At 56.0% G+C, this 17,862-nt stretch carries 15 protein-coding genes; 3 read left to right on the top strand and 12 right to left on the bottom strand.

Translation table 11 applies throughout. The features are described from left to right. Position 1: 1 nt before the first annotated feature. The 7 genes from mrdA to leuS all read right to left on the bottom strand — a co-directional run bounded on the left by mrdA (position 2) and on the right by leuS (position 7,586). The gene (gene mrdA / locus G462_RS0120875; protein WP_026960693.1) at positions 2-1,888 is read right to left on the bottom strand and encodes a penicillin-binding protein 2; all 1,887 of its coding nucleotides are present in this window, start codon (positions 1,886-1,888) and stop codon (positions 2-4) included. Positions 1,889-1,897: 9 nt separating this feature from the next. Beyond that, positions 1,898-2,368 carry a 23S rRNA (pseudouridine(1915)-N(3))-methyltransferase RlmH gene (gene rlmH, locus G462_RS0120870; protein WP_026960692.1) on the bottom strand — a complete coding sequence of 157 codons (471 nt, stop codon included), beginning with the start codon at positions 2,366-2,368 and terminating at the stop codon, positions 1,898-1,900. Beyond that, a complete protein-coding gene (rsfS, locus tag G462_RS0120865) occupies positions 2,365-2,709 on the bottom strand; it encodes a ribosome silencing factor (RefSeq protein ID WP_026960691.1) in 345 nt (114 codons plus the stop codon). The genes rlmH and rsfS overlap by 4 nt, the downstream gene beginning before the upstream one ends. A 70-nt stretch (positions 2,710-2,779) precedes the next feature. Further along, complete coding sequence (gene nadD, locus G462_RS0120860) at positions 2,780-3,421, bottom strand: nicotinate-nucleotide adenylyltransferase (RefSeq protein ID WP_035478624.1); 642 nt, start codon at positions 3,419-3,421, stop codon at positions 2,780-2,782. A 2-nt stretch (positions 3,422-3,423) separates the two neighbouring features. Then, the gene (gene holA, locus G462_RS0120855; RefSeq protein WP_026960689.1) at positions 3,424-4,419 is read right to left on the bottom strand and encodes a DNA polymerase III subunit delta; all 996 of its coding nucleotides are present in this window, start codon (positions 4,417-4,419) and stop codon (positions 3,424-3,426) included. Beyond that, positions 4,416-4,913 (bottom strand): LPS-assembly lipoprotein LptE, encoded by a 498-nt coding sequence (locus tag G462_RS0120850; RefSeq protein ID WP_026960688.1) that lies wholly within the window; start codon positions 4,911-4,913, stop codon positions 4,416-4,418. The genes holA and G462_RS0120850 overlap by 4 nt, the downstream gene beginning before the upstream one ends. A 96-nt stretch (positions 4,914-5,009) precedes the next feature. After that, complete coding sequence (leuS, locus tag G462_RS0120845; RefSeq protein WP_026960687.1) at positions 5,010-7,586, bottom strand: leucine--tRNA ligase; 2,577 nt, start codon at positions 7,584-7,586, stop codon at positions 5,010-5,012. Positions 7,587-7,833: 247 nt separating this feature from the next. Between leuS and G462_RS0120840 the strand changes: the two genes are divergently transcribed. The 3 genes from G462_RS0120840 to G462_RS0120830 all read left to right on the top strand — a co-directional run bounded on the left by G462_RS0120840 (position 7,834) and on the right by G462_RS0120830 (position 12,161). Next, positions 7,834-8,928, top strand: coding sequence for a cytochrome-c peroxidase (locus G462_RS0120840; RefSeq protein ID WP_026960686.1), 1,095 nt, complete (start codon positions 7,834-7,836; stop codon positions 8,926-8,928). Beyond that, positions 8,918-11,422 carry a hybrid sensor histidine kinase/response regulator gene (locus tag G462_RS23640; protein WP_051326905.1) on the top strand — a complete coding sequence of 835 codons (2,505 nt, stop codon included), beginning with the start codon at positions 8,918-8,920 and terminating at the stop codon, positions 11,420-11,422. The genes G462_RS0120840 and G462_RS23640 overlap by 11 nt, the downstream gene beginning before the upstream one ends. Before the next feature lie 238 nt (positions 11,423-11,660). Next, positions 11,661-12,161, top strand: a complete 501-nt coding sequence (locus G462_RS0120830) for a zinc ribbon-containing protein (protein WP_026960685.1) — start codon at positions 11,661-11,663, stop codon at positions 12,159-12,161. A 64-nt stretch (positions 12,162-12,225) separates the two neighbouring features. On the opposite strand, the gene lnt is transcribed toward G462_RS0120830, so the two are convergent. The 5 genes from lnt to miaB are packed head-to-tail and all read right to left on the bottom strand — an operon-like array spanning position 12,226 to position 17,729. Further along, the gene (gene lnt, locus G462_RS23635; protein ID WP_051326904.1) at positions 12,226-13,779 is read right to left on the bottom strand and encodes an apolipoprotein N-acyltransferase; all 1,554 of its coding nucleotides are present in this window, start codon (positions 13,777-13,779) and stop codon (positions 12,226-12,228) included. An 8-nt stretch (positions 13,780-13,787) separates the two neighbouring features. After that, positions 13,788-14,672, bottom strand: coding sequence for a CNNM family magnesium/cobalt transport protein CorC (gene corC, locus G462_RS0120820; protein WP_026960684.1), 885 nt, complete (start codon positions 14,670-14,672; stop codon positions 13,788-13,790). A 15-nt stretch (positions 14,673-14,687) separates the two neighbouring features. Beyond that, positions 14,688-15,137 (bottom strand): rRNA maturation RNase YbeY, encoded by a 450-nt coding sequence (gene ybeY, locus G462_RS0120815; RefSeq protein WP_026960683.1) that lies wholly within the window; start codon positions 15,135-15,137, stop codon positions 14,688-14,690. Between the two features lie 38 nt (positions 15,138-15,175). Then, the gene (locus G462_RS0120810) at positions 15,176-16,249 is read right to left on the bottom strand and encodes a PhoH family protein (RefSeq protein ID WP_026960682.1); all 1,074 of its coding nucleotides are present in this window, start codon (positions 16,247-16,249) and stop codon (positions 15,176-15,178) included. Between the two features lie 52 nt (positions 16,250-16,301). Beyond that, positions 16,302-17,729 (bottom strand): tRNA (N6-isopentenyl adenosine(37)-C2)-methylthiotransferase MiaB, encoded by a 1,428-nt coding sequence (gene miaB / locus G462_RS0120805; protein WP_026960681.1) that lies wholly within the window; start codon positions 17,727-17,729, stop codon positions 16,302-16,304. Positions 17,730-17,862 lie beyond the last annotated feature (133 nt).

Raw genomic sequence — 17,862 nt, 5'->3', positions numbered from 1 at the left:
GCTACTCCTCGCTAGCCCCCGCGCTTTGGCCGGCGTCTTCGCCAAGAAAATAGTAATCGAACAGCTCCCGGATCACCGGGGCTGAGTTAGAGCTACCGCCCCCAGCGTTTTCCAGTACCACGGTGGTGACCAGTTTCGGGTCATCATAAGGGGCATAAGCCACAAACATCGCGTTGTCGCGTAGTCGCTCGTCCAGACTGTCGGCATCGTACTCCTCATCTTCGCCCAGCGAGAATACCTGAGCGGTACCGGATTTACCGGCCACCACATAAGGGGTGTCTTCGAAGGCCTTCCAGGAGGTACCATTGTGCTTGTTGGTCACGCCCCACATGCCTTTTAGCGCGACATCCCAGTTGGCTGGGTTGTTTAGCTCAATCGGCTCTTGGTCTGGTGGGGGCAGCTTCTCGAAGTGCTCGCCGTCGTCCACCGCGCGCAGCAGCTTGGGTTGGGTGCGCTTACCGCGATTGACCAAGATATTGGTCGCTTGAGTGAGCTGCAGTGGGGTAGAGGTCCAATAGCCCTGACCGATGCCCACCGAGATGGTATCGCCTTGCCACCATGGCTCTTTGTGGCGTTGGCGTTTCCACTCACGGCTTGGCATGTTGGCCTTGCTCTCTTCGTGGATGTCGATGCCACTATACTCGCCAAAGCCAAACTCACTCATGTACTGGTGGATGTTATTGATGCCTGCCTCATAGGCCAGCTTGTAGTAATAGGTATCGACACTCTGCTCGATGGCTTTGTAGACATCTACCCATCCATGGCCCCAACGTTTCCAGTCGCGGAAGCGCCGCTCGGTGTTAGGGATCTGGAACCAGCCGGGATCCCAGATGCGCTCTTGGGGCGTTACCAAGCCCAGCTCCAGCCCCATCACCGCCAGTTGCGGCTTGATGGTTGATGCTGGCGGGTAAACACCTTGGGTGGCACGGTTGATCAACGGGCGGTGCGGCGATTCCAGCAGGGCGGAGTAGTCCTTGCTGCTGATGCCGTTGACGAACAGGTTCGGATCGTAGCTGGGGCTGGATACCATGGCTAGCACGCCGCTATCGACTGGGTCGAGTACCACCGCTGAGCCGCGGCGGCCATCAAGTAGCTGTTTGGCCTTGAGCTGCAGGTTGATGTCGATGTTGAGGTGTAGGTCTTTGCCCGGGATCGGCGGCACCACCTTCATGGTGCGCAGCACCCGGCCGCGGTTGTTAACCTCCACCTCTTGGTAGCCAGCCTGACCGTGCAGAATGTCTTCGTAGTAGCGTTCGATACCGAGCTTGCCGATATTACGGGTGGCCGCATAGTTGGCGCGGATCCCTTGCTCTTCCAGACGCTCTACATCGCGGGTGTTGATCCGCGCTACATAGCCGAGCACATGGGTGAGGGCTGCGCCATAGGGGTAGTAGCGGCTTAGGCTGGCGTCGATACTGGCGCCGGGGAAGCGGTGCTGGTTAACGCTAAACAGCGCCACTTGTTGCTCGTTGAGCTGGCTCTTCAGCGGTACCGGGTTGAAGCGGCGGATCTGCTTACGCTGGTTTTGGAAGCGTTCGATATCGTTGGGCGTAAGCTCCAGTAGCTCAGCCAAGTCATCCAACAACTGCTCGAGGTTGTCGGTGTTCTCGGGAACGATTTCCAGAGTAAAGTTGGGAATGTTCTCTGCCAGCAGCACCCCGTTGCGGTCGTAGATCAGCCCGCGTGGAGGGGCGATGGGTACTACTCGAATGCGGTTGTCGTTGGAGCGTGTGGCGTAGTTCTCGAACTGTTTAACCTGCAGGTAGTAGAGGTTTCCCAGCAGTATCGCCACAATCACCATCACAATGGTTAGCGATACCACAGAGCGGCGCATAAACAACGCCGCCTCTGCATGGTGATCCCTTAATGCAACCCTTTGCTTTGCCATGCTTCGTGCTTATTCTCGGTGATAGGGGTGGTTAGCGGTGATGCTCCAGGCCCGGTATAGGCTCTCGGCCACGATAACCCGCACCAGTGGGTGGGGCAGGGTAAGTGGCGACAGCGACCAGCGCTGCTCTGAGGCCTGAATACAAGAGGGAGCCAGTCCTTCCGGACCGCCGATCAGCAGGCTGACATCACGTCCGTCCATCTTCCAGCCATCTAGCTGTTTGGCCAGCTGTGGGGTGGTCCAGGGCTTACCGGTGACTTCGAGGGTCACAATGCGGTTGCCTTTAGGAATGGCAGCCAGAGTGGCTTCGCCCTCTTTGTCGAGAATGCGCTTGATGTCGGCATTTTTGCCACGCTTACCGGCGGCAATCTCGACCAGCTCCAGGCTCATGTCCTTGGGGAAGCGGCGTGCGTACTCCTGGTACCCTTGTTCCACCCAACCGGGCATCTTGGTACCGACGGCGAGTAACTGGATCTTCATCCGACTTTAGACTCAGCCACTGGCTCAGACCACAGTTTCTCCAATTGGTAGAAGTCTCGGGCATCATCCTGCATCACGTGTACTACCACATCGCCCAGGTCAACCAACACCCATTGGGCTTCGTCGTCGCCTTCTACGCCGAGTACTTCAAGCTCTTCGTGCTTGGCTTGCTCGCGCAGGTTGTCAGCGATGGATTTCACGTGGCGCTTAGAGTTGCCACTGCAGATCACCATGGTATCGGTGACGGAGGAGAGTTCACTTACATCAAGGCGGATAATATCCCGGCCTTTCATATCTTCAATTTTATCGACTACAAAGTCGATCAGTGTGCTGTTTTGCAACAAAGCCTTCCTGTAACGCGGTTAATAATTGCGGTTCAATATTGATTGTAACATGGCCTGATTGACAAGGTTAAGCACTGCCCTGATACAAGCCCTGTTGTTGAATATAGTTGACGACCTCGGCAGAGAGGTAATCGCCTGCCCATTGCCAGTTCCCCGCCGCGCAAGCCTCGCGAAGCTCGGTGGAAGAGACCGGGTAAGGCGGTAGCTGGCAAAAATAGACCTTACCGGCGTCACTGTCTCTCAGGCTGTTGGCTTGTTCTACCTTACGTGGTGCCAGCCACTGCGCCAAAGGCTCGGGATACTCTGGCTGATAGCCGGGACGCGCCATCACCAGCAAGTGGGCGTAGTCGGTTAACTGCTGCCACTCACGCCAGCGGTGTAGCTGATTGAATGAGTCTTGGCCCATCACAAACACCAGGCTTTGCTGGGGCTGCTCGCGCCTCAGTTGGCGCAGCGTATCCACTGTGTAGGAGCTGCCGCCGCGCTGCACCTCGCGCCAATCAAGGCTGAGGGCGGGGTAGGGGGCAAGGCTTAGCTCCAACAGCGCGCGACGCGACTCGGGGCTGAGGCTTTGGCGCTGCTTAAGCGGCGAGAGGGCATTGGGAATAAAGCTCACGCTGCTGGCGTTTAGATGTGCCAATAAGGCCAACGCGCTTTGGATATGCCCTTGGTGGATCGGGTCGAAGGAGCCGCCAAATATCAGCCGCATAGTTATCTCGACATCAGGTTGAGTAGCAGACGCTCCAGCTCCAGCCAGGCAAAGGTGCTGTCGAAGCTTTTGATCGCCTTGTCGACCTCGGCTACTTGCAGCCTCGCACGGGTGAGTTTAGCCTCGCTGCAGCGCGGTAGGGCCTGATTAAACAGGTTTTGCCGCTTGGCCCAGATCCCATGTTTCTTGAACACCGTAGCTTGCTGCTGCGGGCCGCCTTGTTGTAGCGCTAGCAGCACCTTGAGGTCGCGCTCAATGGTCCAGTTGATCAGAGTTGGCTCATCGCCCTCTAAGCGCAACTGCTCAAGGATTAACAGGCAACGTTTCAGGTCGAAGGCCAGCATGGCATCGGCCAGCTGGAAGGCGCTAAAGCGGTTGGCATGGCTGAGACAGCTTTCAAACTGCTCCACCGAAGGCTGTTGATCGGGCCAGCGCAGGCGGACGATCTGAATCGCCTGATCCAACGCCAGCAGGTTGCCCTCAAAGTAGTGGACAAGCAGAGAGACATGATCAGCGCTGTGGCTAAGCTGATAGCGCTGTAGCCGCTGACTTACCCACTGCTGCAGATGGCGCCCCTCAGGCGGGTAGATAGCTACCACCAGCCCTTGCTTTTCTAGCTGCTGATACCACTTTTGCCGCTCTTGTGGCTTGCCCAACTTGGGCATGCTAAGCAACAGGCGAGTCTCCTCGCTGACCATGGGCAGCAAGGCCTCCAGCTGTTGCTGTTGGGCTTTGTCGGGCAATTTGTCGAAGTGCAGCTCGACCAGTTGGCTTTGGCTAAATAATGATAAGGCCTGAAAGCAGTCGTTGACCTCGGCCCAGCTTAGCTCGTTGTCCACCGCGAAGCGGCGGCGCTCTTCAATGCATTGTTTTTGCTGCAGCTGCTGGCGGATCCAGTCGGTGGATTCTTGTTTGATGAGGGGCTCATCGCCCCACAGCAGAAAGCAGTTGATGCCTTCTACCGCCTGGCCGCTTAGGCGCTCAGGATAGATCTTCATTCAAAGCGAACCGTGGCCAGCTGGCGCAGGATCTGATCGGCGGCCATTACGCGCAGCTCGTCATAGAGCTGTTCACTCTCACGCTGTTTGGCCAATGCCGCCAAGGGGTTGTCCTGGAAGTCGCGGTGGAGCTGTACGGTGATCGGCTGGCTCTCTTGCTCGGCGACCAGCAGGAAGCTCTCCACCCGATAGCTCATCTCGTACTCGGCGGTTTGGCCGTTGGAGAATAGCGACAGGGTGCGCTTGGTGAGGTTTTCACGGCCCAGCTGTAGCGTCGGTACACCCTCGCGAGCTTGGTCTAACACCTCAATGTGGCTGAGCTTTAGTCGCCGCACCACCTCACGGGTGAGCGGGCTGAACTCATCGTAGGAGGAGACATAAATCTGATTCAGCTGTTCATCAATCAGGTAGCTGCCACGGGGCTTAAAGCCACATGCACTGAGGATCAGTACGCTAAACAGCGAAGTCAGTAGCAGCTTGCAGGCGTTGCTCATATTCCATTTCCGATAAATAAAGGGCGCGAATGACGCGCCCTGTTCAATCTATGTAGCCGTCATACAATACGGCTACTAGCTTACTGGTTATTGGCCTTAGTTGGCGACAATATTCAGCAGTTTGCCGGGAACAAAGATGACTTTGCGCACGGTTTTGCCGTCGGTGAATTTACTCACGTTTTCATCATTCAGCGCCAGTGCTTCTACTTCGTCTTTGCTCGCGTCTGCCGCTACAGTCAGCTTGGCGCGCAGCTTGCCGTTAACCTGTACGATGATCAGCTTGCTGTCTTCCACCATGGCCGCGTCATCGGCCACTGGCCATGGGCTTTGCTCAACGTCGCTGTCGTTACCCAGTGCCGCCCACAGCTGGTTACAGATGTGCGGGGTGATTGGGTTTAGCATCAGCACGATGGCGTTCAGTGCTTCACGCACTACGGCGCGGCCTTGATCAATGCTTTGGTCGGCTTTAACCAGCTTGTTCATCAGCTCCATCACTGCGGCAATCGCTGTGTTGAAGGTTTGACGGCGGCCGATGTCATCGCTGACTTTGGCAATGGTCTTGTGCACTTCTCGGCGCAGATCTTTCAGGGCAGGGCTCAAGCTGGCCACATCAAGCGCAGCGGCATCGCCCAGCGCGATATGCTCGGCGGCGAATTTCCATACCCGGCGCAGGAAGCGCAGCGAGCCTTCTACTGCGCTGTCTTGCCATTCCAGGGTTTGCTCGGCAGGGGCGGCGAACATCATAAATAGACGCACGGTGTCGGCACCGAACTTATCTACCATCACCTGCGGGTCGATACCGTTGTTCTTCGACTTCGACATCTTGCTCATACCGGCGTAGACCAGCGCTTGGCCATCGGCGGTCTTGGCGCTAGTGATGCGGCCTTTCTCGTCTTTCTCGCATACCGCGTCCAGTGGCGATACCCATACCTTGCCACCTTTCTCGTTCTCGTAGTAGAACGCATCGGCCAGCACCATGCCCTGGGTCAGCAGGCGCTTGAAGGGCTCGTCAGAATCAACCAAACCGGTATCACGCAGCAGCTTGTGGAAGAAGCGTGCGTACAGTAGGTGCAAGATCGCGTGCTCGATACCACCAATGTATTGATCAACCGGCAGCCAGTAGTTGGCTTGCTCTGGGTCGAGCATCATATCGTCGTTGTTTGAGCAGTAGCGCGCGTAGTACCAGCTCGACTCCATAAAGGTGTCGAAGGTGTCGGTCTCGTGGAAGGCCGCTTCGCCATTGTAAGTGGTTTTAGCCCACTCAGGGTCAGCCTTGATTGGCGAGGTTACGCCATCCATTACCACGTCTTCTGGCAGACGCACCGGCAGCTGATCTTCAGGAACTGCGACCACATCGCCGTTCTCGAGATTCAGCATTGGGATTGGCGTGCCCCAGTAACGCTGACGGCTTACGCCCCAATCGCGCAGACGGAAGTTCACTTTCTTCTCGCCCTTGCCTTCGCTCTCCAGCTTGGCAGAGATGGCATCGACCGCCGCTTGGAAGTCCAGCCCGTCGAACTCGCCCGAGTTAAACAGTACGCCTTTCTCGGTGTAGGCTTGCTCGCTGATATCCAGCTCGCCGTCGCTTGGTTGGATTACGCCTTTGATTTCAAGGCCGTAAGCGGTGGCAAATTCGTAGTCGCGTTGGTCATGACCCGGTACTGCCATTACTGCGCCAGAGCCGTAATCCATCAATACGAAGTTGGCAGCCCAGATAGGCACTTGCTTACCCGTGATGGGGTGAATGGCGTACAGGCCAGTGGCCACGCCTTTCTTCTCCATGGTCGCCATATCGGCCTCAGCCACCTTGGTGTTCTTACACTCTTCGATGAAGGCGGCCAGCTCTGGGTTGGTCTCGGCAGCTTTTAAAGCCAGCGGGTGCTGGGCGGCGATACCCACGTAGGTAACACCCATTACGGTATCTGGGCGGGTGGTGTAGATGGTGAAGGTTTCATCCGAGTCTGCCAGGCCAAACTGCATCTCGACGCCTTCAGAGCGGCCAATCCAGTTGCGCTGCATGGTTTTCACCTGCTCTGGCCAATCGTCCAGTTGGTCCAGGTCATCCAGCAGCTCTTGGGCGTAGTCGGTGATCTTGATGAACCACTGCGGGATCTCTTTTTGCTCAACCAGCGCACCTGAGCGCCAGCCGCGGCCGTCGATAACCTGCTCGTTAGCCAGTACGGTTTGATCAACCGGATCCCAGTTCACGGTAGACATCTTCTTGTAGACCAAGCCTTTTTCATACAGCTTGGTGAAGAACCACTGCTCCCAGCGGTAGTATTCAGGACGACAGGTGGCCAGCTCGCGGCTCCAGTCGTAGCCAAAGCCCAGCTGCTTGAGCTGGCCTTTCATGTATTCGATGTTTTGATAGGTCCAGTTGGCTGGCGCGGTTTTATTGGCAATCGCTGCGTTTTCAGCTGGCAGGCCGAAAGCATCCCAACCCATTGGTTGCAAAACGTTTTTACCCTGCATGCGCTGGTAGCGGCTAACTACATCACCGATGGTGTAGTTGCGCACGTGACCCATGTGGAGACGGCCACTTGGGTAGGGGAACATCGACAGGCAGTAGAACTTCTCTTTTCCAGGCTGCTCGACAACTTTAAACGCTTCGGTGTCTTCCCAGTGCTGTTGCACCTTCGACTCAATCTCTTTCGGGTTATATTGCTCTTGCATGTAGGCTTACTTCCAACCAAGCATCAATTAAAGGGGACTTTGGCGACCACGCGCCACTAAGATCCGCATAGCATACCAGATGGGCCACGGACGACAACTGCGGCGGGCGGATTAGCGGCCGCTTATGGCGCTTAAATTGACCCGAGCCAGCATCTTGACGTTGCCGACAGAATTGAACAGGGAGTTTGCTACAATTTCTATTGTCTCATATGTTATTAATAGTCCCGATAAAACAAGGAACTAGGGAATGCCGACTCTGGCTCGATGGACCGCAATAATGGCGATTATGGTACTCGTCGGGTTCGGCTATGCGCTGCGCTTCTACCAGCAGCACGCCTATGTCTCTAGTTTTCCCCCTTTGCACTCTGACCACCATCATCATGATGAGCATGCCGACGATGGCCATGCTGAGCATGACGATGTCCACCACAACGGCACAGATCACTCGGCAATCATCACCTCCCCGCTGGTTAAACCGCTGCATCCGGTGGCTGTAGAAAGCTCGCCCTTGGTGCGCCTAGGCTGGCGCCTGTTCAACGACCCAAAGCTCTCTTCCAATGGCGCGGTGAGCTGCGCCAATTGCCACCATCTGGACTCCCATGGCTCCGATCCGCTGCCGCTATCGGTAGGTGTGGGTGGGCTTGGGGAGCGCAACTCGCTCACCGTATTTAACGTTAGTAACAACCATCGCTTTTTCTGGGATGGCCGCGCCTTGACGCTGCAAGACCAGATGGATGGGCCGGTCCACCACCCCAAGGAGATGGACAGCAGCTGGGCTGAGATAGTTGAGTACCTGTCTAGCTCGCCCGAGATGAAGCAAGCCTTTGCTCAAGCCGACCTCGCCGATATCGATGAGGCCTCAGTGAAGCTGGCCCTAACGCGCTTTATGGAGGCGCTGATTACCCCACCTTCGGCCTTCGACCGCTACCTGCTGGGCGATGAGCAGGCGCTAACGGTTGCCGCTAAGCAAGGCTGGCAGCACTTCCAGGAGCTTGGCTGTGTGGTCTGCCATCAAGGCGAGAACATCGGCGGCTCGATGCTGCAGCGCTTTGGCTATTACAACGAAGATGCTATTGGCTCTGATCTCGGGCGCTTTAACGAGACTGGGTTGGAGAGTGATCGCTTTGTGTTTCGGGTACCCAGTCTGCGCAATGTGGCAAAGACAGCGCCGTATTTTCACGATGGCACCGTCACCGAACTGGAAGAGGCCATTCGAATTATGGCGCGGGTGCAACTGGGCATGGAGTTGGAGCCGCTGGTGGTGGTTGAGCTGAGTGCGTTTCTACACTCACTCAACTCGCAGCGTCCGGCCATTTTGGAGGTGCTGGAAAATGGCGGATAAGTTCAGCAAGCTCAAGATGCTGTTGATATTGGCTATCAGCCTGTGTCTGCTGGCGATTGGCGCCGCCGACTTAAAACGGCGGCTCGCTGTTACCTACCAGAGCGCTAGTGTCGAAATCGGTCATGCACTGATCAGCGAACGTGACCGTATCCTGGCTCATCAGATTGATGCGTCTACCCCGGCCCTTGAGCTCTCCAGCGATTTGGTGGCGATCCAGTTGCGTGCCCGCGAAGCCAAGCAGCACCTGGAGAAGGTCATCAACTCGCGTTTAGGTCGGCTGTTATTCAATGAACATCAGTGGCATCGCATCAAGCAAACGTTCTACGGCGAGGCCTACAAGCTGTTGGAGGAGATGGAGAACAATATTCGCCTCAATGTGGCCCGCACATTCTTGGAGCGCAATATTAAGAACCTGCTGTTGGCTGAGTCGGGTAAATCAAGCGATGAGCTGACCGACATGCCGATGTTAACCCAACTGTTGCAGCAAGGTGTTATCGACCCCGCCGATGAGGCCTCGCAAACCCTACTGCGATATGTCGGGCTGTATAACCAGCTAAAACAATCTCAAAACGACAGTAATCAAATCTTGCTCGGTGAGAACCTGGTTCGTTTGATCGATGAAAACGAGCACTTCTGGTTCGATGTGGTGGCGGCGTCTTCCAGCGATGTGGATTTTGCCTTGGCGCTTACCTTATTGATGCTCTTTATCTACTTGCTGGTCGACAACCGCGAGCGGCTGCTGCTGATTGGCGGCACTCTGGAAGAACTTGAGCAGCGTACCAAAGAAGCCAATGCTGCTAATGAGGCCAAGTCGCTGTTCTTGGCGTCGATGAGTCACGAGTTGCGCACCCCGCTCAATGGTGTGCTGGGTATCGCTCAGGTGATGGCTTCCGGCGAGTGCAATGCTAAGCAGCAGCGTGAGTATCTGGATGTGATTCTGGAGTCGGGCAACCACCTGATGGCTATCCTCAACGATATCCTCGACTTCTCGAAAGTGGAACAGAACCGGCTGGAGTTAGAGGAGGTGCCGTTTACCCTTAAGGCGCTGCTATCGCCTATCCACAGCACCTTTAGCTCGCTGGCTGAAGAGAAGCATTTGACCCTGCAGTTCAACGTGGATGTAGATGAGCAGTATTGCTACCTCGGCGATGCGGCGCGGCTGCGCCAAGTGGTCTACAACCTGCTGAGCAACGCCATCAAGTTTACTGAACGGGGCGAGGTGCTGTTTACGGTATCGTCAGGGGTAATGGTTGGGAATAAGCGCACGTTGAACTTTGTGATTAAAGACAGCGGCATTGGCATCCCAAGCGACCGACTGGATTCTATCTTCGACCCCTTCGTACAGGCCGAAGGCTCCACCACCCGCCGCTTTGGTGGCACCGGGCTGGGGCTAGCGATTGTGCGCCGCCTGATCGTGATGATGAACGGCGAGATAAGCGTGACCAGTGAGACGGGCGTAGGCAGTGAGTTCCGCTTCTCGGTGGCACTACCCGAGCTGCCCAAAGAGCAACTGCAGCAGCGCAGTTTAGATGTGCAGGTGCTGCCGCAAGGGCTGTCGATACTGGTGGTAGAAGATAACCGAGTCAACGCCATGGTGATGACCAAGTTCTGCCAGCGTCTCGGCCATCGCTGCTCGGTGGTCGAGAACGGCCGCTTGGCGCTGGAGATACTGGCAGAGCGTAGCTTTGATTTGATCATCATGGACAACCATATGCCAGAGATGAATGGTGTCGATGCCACACGCGCGATTCGCCAGCAACTGGGCTTGGACATCCTCATTTTCGCCTGTACCGCCGATGTGTTTGAGCAAGCCCGCGATGAGTTTATTGAAGCCGGCGCTAACCATATATTGACTAAACCACTGCAAGAGACGGCCTTTAGTGAGGCGCTGGCGCTATTTAGCGACCGACTGCCCAGCAACGATGACTTGCCGGTCCTGGCGGACAGCGATGAACAATCTGACGCGGAGAGTCTCAGCAAAGATGATATCGCGGCGCTTGATAGCTTTGCTGATGACGATGCGCTCATTAGTAGCGAGGCCTTAGTTGATAGCGACGCGTCAGTAGGTAGCGATGCGTTAGATGACAACAACGTGCTGCTAGACAATGAAACCCAGCAAAGCGCACCAAACGATGACAGCGAGCCGCTTCCCGAGGACCAGCTGATCTGGCAGGTGCTCATGGACATCGCCGATCAAGAGGCCGATATCGCGCTTGAGCTGGCTGAGGCGATTGTCACTAGCTTCGATGAATATCTGGGCCAGCTACAGCCCGCCTTTGAGCGGCACGATTGGGAGCTGCTACATCGCATCGCTCACTCGATTAAAGGCAGCGCTGGTAACTTCGCCCTCGACTACCTCAGCCACTGCGCCAGTGAGGTGGTGGATGCGGCGATTGGCGAGGCCCTGACTGAGCCGCAGTTGCAGGCCTTTATCGCCTTGGTTGAGCGTAATCGGCAGGTTGCTCAGGGGCTAATTGACCAGCATCGCCAGTGATACCAATCTGCATAAGTAACTGATCATTCTTGCTGGTTAAAATCATTGATGACAGCGTCAACGCTTTTGTAATTAGTCCACTAGTTACGGCATGCGCCTCCTTGTCCTCAATAATTTTCTCTGCGCAATATCTGAATCATTAACTTATCCAGATTGGTATAACTTGTTGGACAGCGCACAGCACAACACTCGGCTGGCAGCTATTCTTGAGAAGGTAAGGCGCAGTCAGGAGGAAGCGATGCCCAAACGGATTAAAGCCTATCAAGCGTTTGTTGAGGACCTGTCTAAGCGTCTGCAGCAAGCCGGTAAGATCAGCCAAGAAGAATTATCTCACCTTATCGACACCACCCAAAAGTACATGCAGGCGGCCAGCGATCTGACCAAGGACGAGTGGCAGATGATCGCCAACTATGTGCGGCGCGACCTTAGCGACTGGCAAGACGACAACCGCCGCGCCTTTGAAGGCTCACCGGGAATGCGGCTACTTAGCGACAGCATCTGGCACTGGCTGGCCAAGATGAGCGATACCACCCGGGTGGAGTGGCACGAGCTACTCGGCGACTTACAGCATCAAGGGGTCTACCAGCAAGGCGAGCTGGTAGGGTTGGGCACGGTGGAGTGCACCGAGTGCGGGACCAAACGGGCAGTGTGGCACCCAGAGTTACTGGCTGCCTGTGACAACTGCGGCGGCACCCAGTTCTATCGTCTGCCACCTTCAGCCGAGCCGATGCAGGAGTAATTGTAGGAATAGCAGAAAACGATGAGTGACAGTCAACGAGCGGGATTGCCCGCTCGTTGTCGTTTTAGCGAAACAGGCGAGTTTGCTTTCGCCCGCCTAACAGTAAACTGGAGGCGGCGAGGGCCATCAGTAGCCACAGCGGCCAACGGCCAAGTTGCTGATAGGGGGTACTGCCGGTGGCAGGCGTTAGGCTAGCTGAGCCACTTACCTGAGTGTAAGGCTCCAGCAGCAGGTCAATGTCACCCCACTTGTTAATGATTACGCTCATGCCGGTGTTGGTGGCGCGGGCAATCGGCCGCCCGAATTCCACCGCGCGCATCTGGGCAATCTCCAGGTGCTGCCAAGGGCCGATGGAGGTGCCAAACCAGCCGTCGTTACTAACAGTGATAATCGCATCGGTCTGCTCGCTGAACTGACCGCGCAGCAGCTCGCCAAAGGCGATCTCGTAGCAGATGGCAGCCAGCCACGCGTGGCCGTTAACCTGCAGGTTGGGCTGGCTTGCGCTGCCACGGTCAAACGATGACATTGGCAGGTTAAAGAACGGGGCCAGCGGTCTGAGCAAATCCTCAAACGGAACAAACTCGCCAATCGGCAGCAGGTGATTCTTGTAGTAACGGTTGGGGCTTTCAAACACATAGCCACGTGGGTCGTCGTCGTTGAAGCGACCGAGTGTGATCAACGCGTTGTAGTACTCATCGCTTTGCAGGTCGTGGCTGATCACCCCAGTAATCAGCGCCTGCTGATTGGCCAGCAGCTCCTCATTGAGCGGATGGAGGAAGTCCAGCACCTCATACTCTAGCGCGGCAATCGCCGACTCCGGCCAGATAATCACATCAGCTTCGGGATGGGCGAAGCTTGCCTGTTGATAGAGGTTGAGGGTTGGCCAGCGGTACTCCGGTAGCCACTTGATGTTTAAGTCGATATTGCCCTGCACCAAGGCCACCTCAATAGTTTCTTGGTCTTCGGTCCAATCAATGCCTTTGAGTTGGTGGCCACCTAACAGTGCGGCTGCAATCACCAGCGCTGCCAGCAGCCGCTTAGCGTTGCTGCCAACGGCTAGCAACACTAGGCTATTGGCCAGCAGCATCACCAGCCAGGTAACCAAAAATACCCCGCCGATTGGCGCTAAGCCCGACAGAGGGGAGTCGATTTGGCTGTAGCCAAACTGCAGCCACGGGAAGCCCGTGAGTACCCAAGAGCGCAGCCATTCTGCGAACAACCAACAGCCGGGCAACCACAGCAATAAGAACAGCGTCTTACGCGGCCCACGCCAGCGCGCCGCCAGCCAGCAAGCCAGCGCCGGATAGAGCGACAGGTAGGCCGCCAATAGCGCCATTAGTGCCAGGCTGGCAATCAGCGGCATTCCGCCAAACTGCGCCATCGACACATGCACCCAGTTGATGCCATAGCCAAACCAACCGAGGCCGTAACAAAAACCCAGCAAGAAGGGGCGCTGAGAGCGCAGCATCAGCGCCGACAGTCCAGCAAAGGAGAGCAGCATCAACGGCCAGTAGCCATAGGGGGCGAAGGCAAAGGGTGCCATCAACCCGAGCAATAGCGCCAGAAACAAAGGCGCCATGGGCTTACGCGGCTTGCGGCCGAACATGCTAGCAGACATAGGGTGGGTTATTCCTGAACTTGCAGACCCGGAATATTTGCCTCGTCAACGGTTACCTGCAGCTGCAGCAAACGTCGCCGGCTGGCAGACCGAACCTTGAATTGAAATGAATCGATGGTGATGGTTTCACCAGCATCGGGCAGATGACCAAAGGCCAAGGTGACCAGCCCGCCTACGGTGTCGACCTCTTCGTCGCTGAGTTCACAGCCGAAGTAGTCGTTGAAGTCGTCGATCTCGGTGAGGGCGTTTACCGCGAAGGTCTTCTCGGTGATCTTGCGGATATCTTCCTGCAAGCTGCTCTCTTTGGCGAACTCGTCTTCGATATCGCCAACGATCAGCTCCAGAATATCCTCAATGGTCACCAGCCCCGATACCCCGCCAAATTCGTCTACCACAATCGCCATGTGGTAGCGCTCGGAGCGAAACTCTTTGAGTAGCTTGTCGATGCGCTTGCTTTCTGGCACCACCACCGCCGGGCGCAATATCTCACTCAGTGGCTTGGTGGCGTCATCTTGATTAAAGGCGTAGGGCAGCAGGTCTTTGGCCAGCAAGACCCCTTCGATATGGTCTTTATCCTCGTTGATCACCGGGAAGCGCGAGTGACGGGCTTGGATCAGCAGCGGGACGGTCTCTTCGATGGTTTGATTGACATCGACGGTGACCATTTGCGAACGCGGGATCATGATGTCGCGCACTCGCTGGTTAGAGACGTCTAATACGCCTTCAATCATCTCTTTGGTGTTGTGATCGATAAGGGAGCGCTCGTTGGCTTCCTGGATCACTTCGACTAGCTCTTCTTTGGATTGCGGCTCGCCTTGTACCAGCTGCATCAGTCTGCTGATCCAGCCTTTTTTAGCCGAGCCGTTGCTCGAGTGGGGGTTGTCGTCGCTCATTGTCTTTTAGTTAAGTTAATTATAAGGATCCGCTATGCCAAGCTTGGCCAGCAACGCGATTTCCATGCTTTCCATCTGCTCTGCCTGCTGATCATCGATATGATCATAACCTAGCAGATGTAAGGCGCCATGCACAAGCATATGCGACCAATGGTCTAGGGCGGTTTTTCCCTGCTGTTCTGCTTCCCTTTCAACCACTTGACGACAAATCACCAAGTCGCCAATTAGTGGTAGTTCGATGCCCGGAGGCCCTTCAAAGGGAAAGCTCAGCACATTGGTGGGCTTGTCCTTGTCGCGGTACTGGTGATTGAGTGACTGGCTCTCGGCTTCGTCGACAATCCGCACGGTCAGCTCTGCCTCGGGCTTGAGCTCGCTCAATGCGGTATCCAGTACCCGTTGCAGAACGTCCTGCGCGGGTAGCCCCTCGCTGGACGCACAAGCAATCTGTAGATCAAGTTCTACCATCGTTACAGTTCTACCTTCGTTTCAGTGCCATCATCGCGTTAGCTGCTTTTGGCAGCGTTGTCGCCAGCGGCGGCTTCGCGACTCGCATCACGGGCGGCTTTGCGCTGGGCTTCTTCGGCGCGGTCTTTCTCATCTTGTACTTCGTAAGCTTGCACGATGGCTGCTACAACAGGATGACGCACCACGTCGGCGGCCTGGAAAAAGTTAAAGCTTAGCGCTTCGACCTCAGAGAGCACTTCGATGGCATGGCGCAGGCCCGATTTTTGATGACGCGGCAGGTCAATCTGGGTGATATCACCGGTGATCACTGCGCGTGAGTTAAAGCCAATCCGGGTCAGGAACATCTTCATCTGCTCCACCGTGGTGTTCTGGCTTTCATCGAGGATGATGTAGGCATCGTTTAGGGTACGGCCACGCATATAGGCCAGCGGCGCTACCTCAATCACGTTGCGCTCGATTAAGCGTTCCACCTTCTCAAAGCCGAGCATCTCGAACAGCGCATCGTAGAGCGGGCGCAGATAAGGGTCGACCTTTTGGCTAAGATCGCCGGGCAAGAAACCAAGCTTTTCACCGGCTTCCACCGCTGGGCGGGTTAGCAAAATGCGGCGCACTTCTTGACGCTCTAGCGCATCGACTGCTGCCGCTACCGCCAGATAAGTCTTACCGGTACCCGCCGGGCCAATACCAAAGGTCACATCGTGGCCAAGCATATTAGCGATATAGCTGGCTTGGTTCGGGGTGCGCGGCTTGATAACACCACGCTTGGTGCGAATGTTGACCTCTTTGCCGTAAACCGGCTGGTCTTCCGCGTCTTGCTCCAGCGCGTTGCTCTCTTGGATTGCAAGGTGCACCTGATCCGGCTCCAGATCAGGGATGCTGCCGCCTTTCACTGGTGCGGTTTCCACGTACAGGCTGCGCAGGATCTTGCTAACCGCCAGACACAGGGCGTGACGGCCGGTGATCTGAAAGTAGTTGTCTCGGTGGGTGATCTCGACGCCCATGCGGCGCTCTAGTTGCTTCAGGTTGTCGTCGAAGGGGCCACACAGGCTGGCCAAACGTTGGCTTGAGGCAGGCTCAAGATAGATTTCGATAGAGGTGATTTTTTGACTCAAAGTAATGTGGGGCTGGCAGGGCCAGCCCGGCTCCTTATTCAGTTAGGGTGAACTAGGGGGTAAAGGTTGCCACTCCCAGTTCGTTCGCTTGTCCGTCGGTATTATCTAAAATGGTATTCGGTGCTACCGCAACACGCAATCCCATCTCGGCTTCTTCGCGTACCACTTCGCCGCGTAGCGAGTTGGGGAATACCTCAACAATCTTCACGTCAACAAACTTGCCGACCATATCGGGGCGACCGGTAAAGTTCACCACGCGGTTGTTCTCGGTACGGCCACGCATCTCCATCGGGTCTTTCTTGGATGGGCCTTCCACCAAGATACGCTGCTCGGTATCGAGCATGCGACGGCTCACCTGCATGGCTTGTTGGTTGATACGCTCTTGCAGTACGTAAAGACGCTGCTTTTTGGCTTCTTCGCTCACATCATCCGGCAAGTCGGCCGCTGGGGTGCCCGGACGTGCGCTGTAGATAAAGCTGAAGCTCATATCGAAGTTAACCTGCTCGATAAGCTTCATGGTATCGAGGAAGTCCTCTTCGGTTTCGCCCGGGTAGCCAACGATAAAGTCAGAGCTGATCTCGATATCCGGGCGGGCTTTTTTCAGCTTGCGGATAATCGACTTGTACTCGATGGCGGTATGGCCGCGCTTCATCATGTTCAGCACGCGGTCGCTGCCGCTTTGCACCGGCAGGTGCAGGAAGCTCACCAGCTCTGGGGTGTCTTCGTAGACCGCTACGATGTCGTCGGTGAACTCAATCGGGTGGCTGGTGGTGAAGCGAATGCGGTCGATACCGTTGATGCTGGCTACATAGCGCAGCAGCTCCGAGAAGCGGCAGATCTCGCCATCGTGGGTTTCGCCGCGGTAGGCGTTTACGTTCTGACCCAGCAGGTTCACTTCACGTACGCCTTGCTCGGCCAAGGTCGCAATCTCGTAGAGCACGTCGTCGAGCGGGCGGCTGATCTCTTCACCACGGGTGTAAGGCACCACACAGAAGGTACAGTACTTATTACAGCCTTCCATGATTGAAACGAATGCAGTAGCACCTTCTGCGCGTGGGTCGGGCAGGCGGTCGAATTTTTCGATTTCAGGGAAGCTCACATCCACCACGGCTTTCTCGCCGCTTTGCACCTGCTTGATCATCTCAGGCAGGCGGTGCAGGGTTTGCGGGCCGAATACGATATCAACGTATGGCGCACGCTGGCGGATCGCATCACCTTCTTGCGAGGCTACACAGCCGCCGACGCCAATCACCAGGCCTGGTTTCTTCTGCTTGAGAGTCTTCCAGCGACCCAGCTGGTGGAACACCTTCTCCTGCGCTTTTTCGCGGATCGAACAGGTATTTAATAGCAGCACATCGGCCTCATCGGCATTCTCGGTTTCTTGGTAGCCGTGGGTTGCATCTAGCAGGTCTGCCATCTTCGATGAGTCGTACTCATTCATCTGACAGCCCCAGGTTTTAATATGCAGTTTGTTCGCCATGTAGGTCTCGTGTGCTTACTTCAAGTTTCAAAAGGTGGCGTATTTTATCGGTTTTGCCTGTCGCTTACCAGATGGCGCATGACGCTTTTTTCACCGCTGCTGTAAGGGCTCGCGAATCACAGCCAAGGCCTTG

This window comes from Aliagarivorans taiwanensis DSM 22990 (assembly GCF_000429505.1).
Taxonomy (GTDB): domain Bacteria; phylum Pseudomonadota; class Gammaproteobacteria; order Enterobacterales; family Celerinatantimonadaceae; genus Aliagarivorans; species Aliagarivorans taiwanensis.
This window is presented reverse-complemented; position numbering and strand designations above follow the sequence as displayed.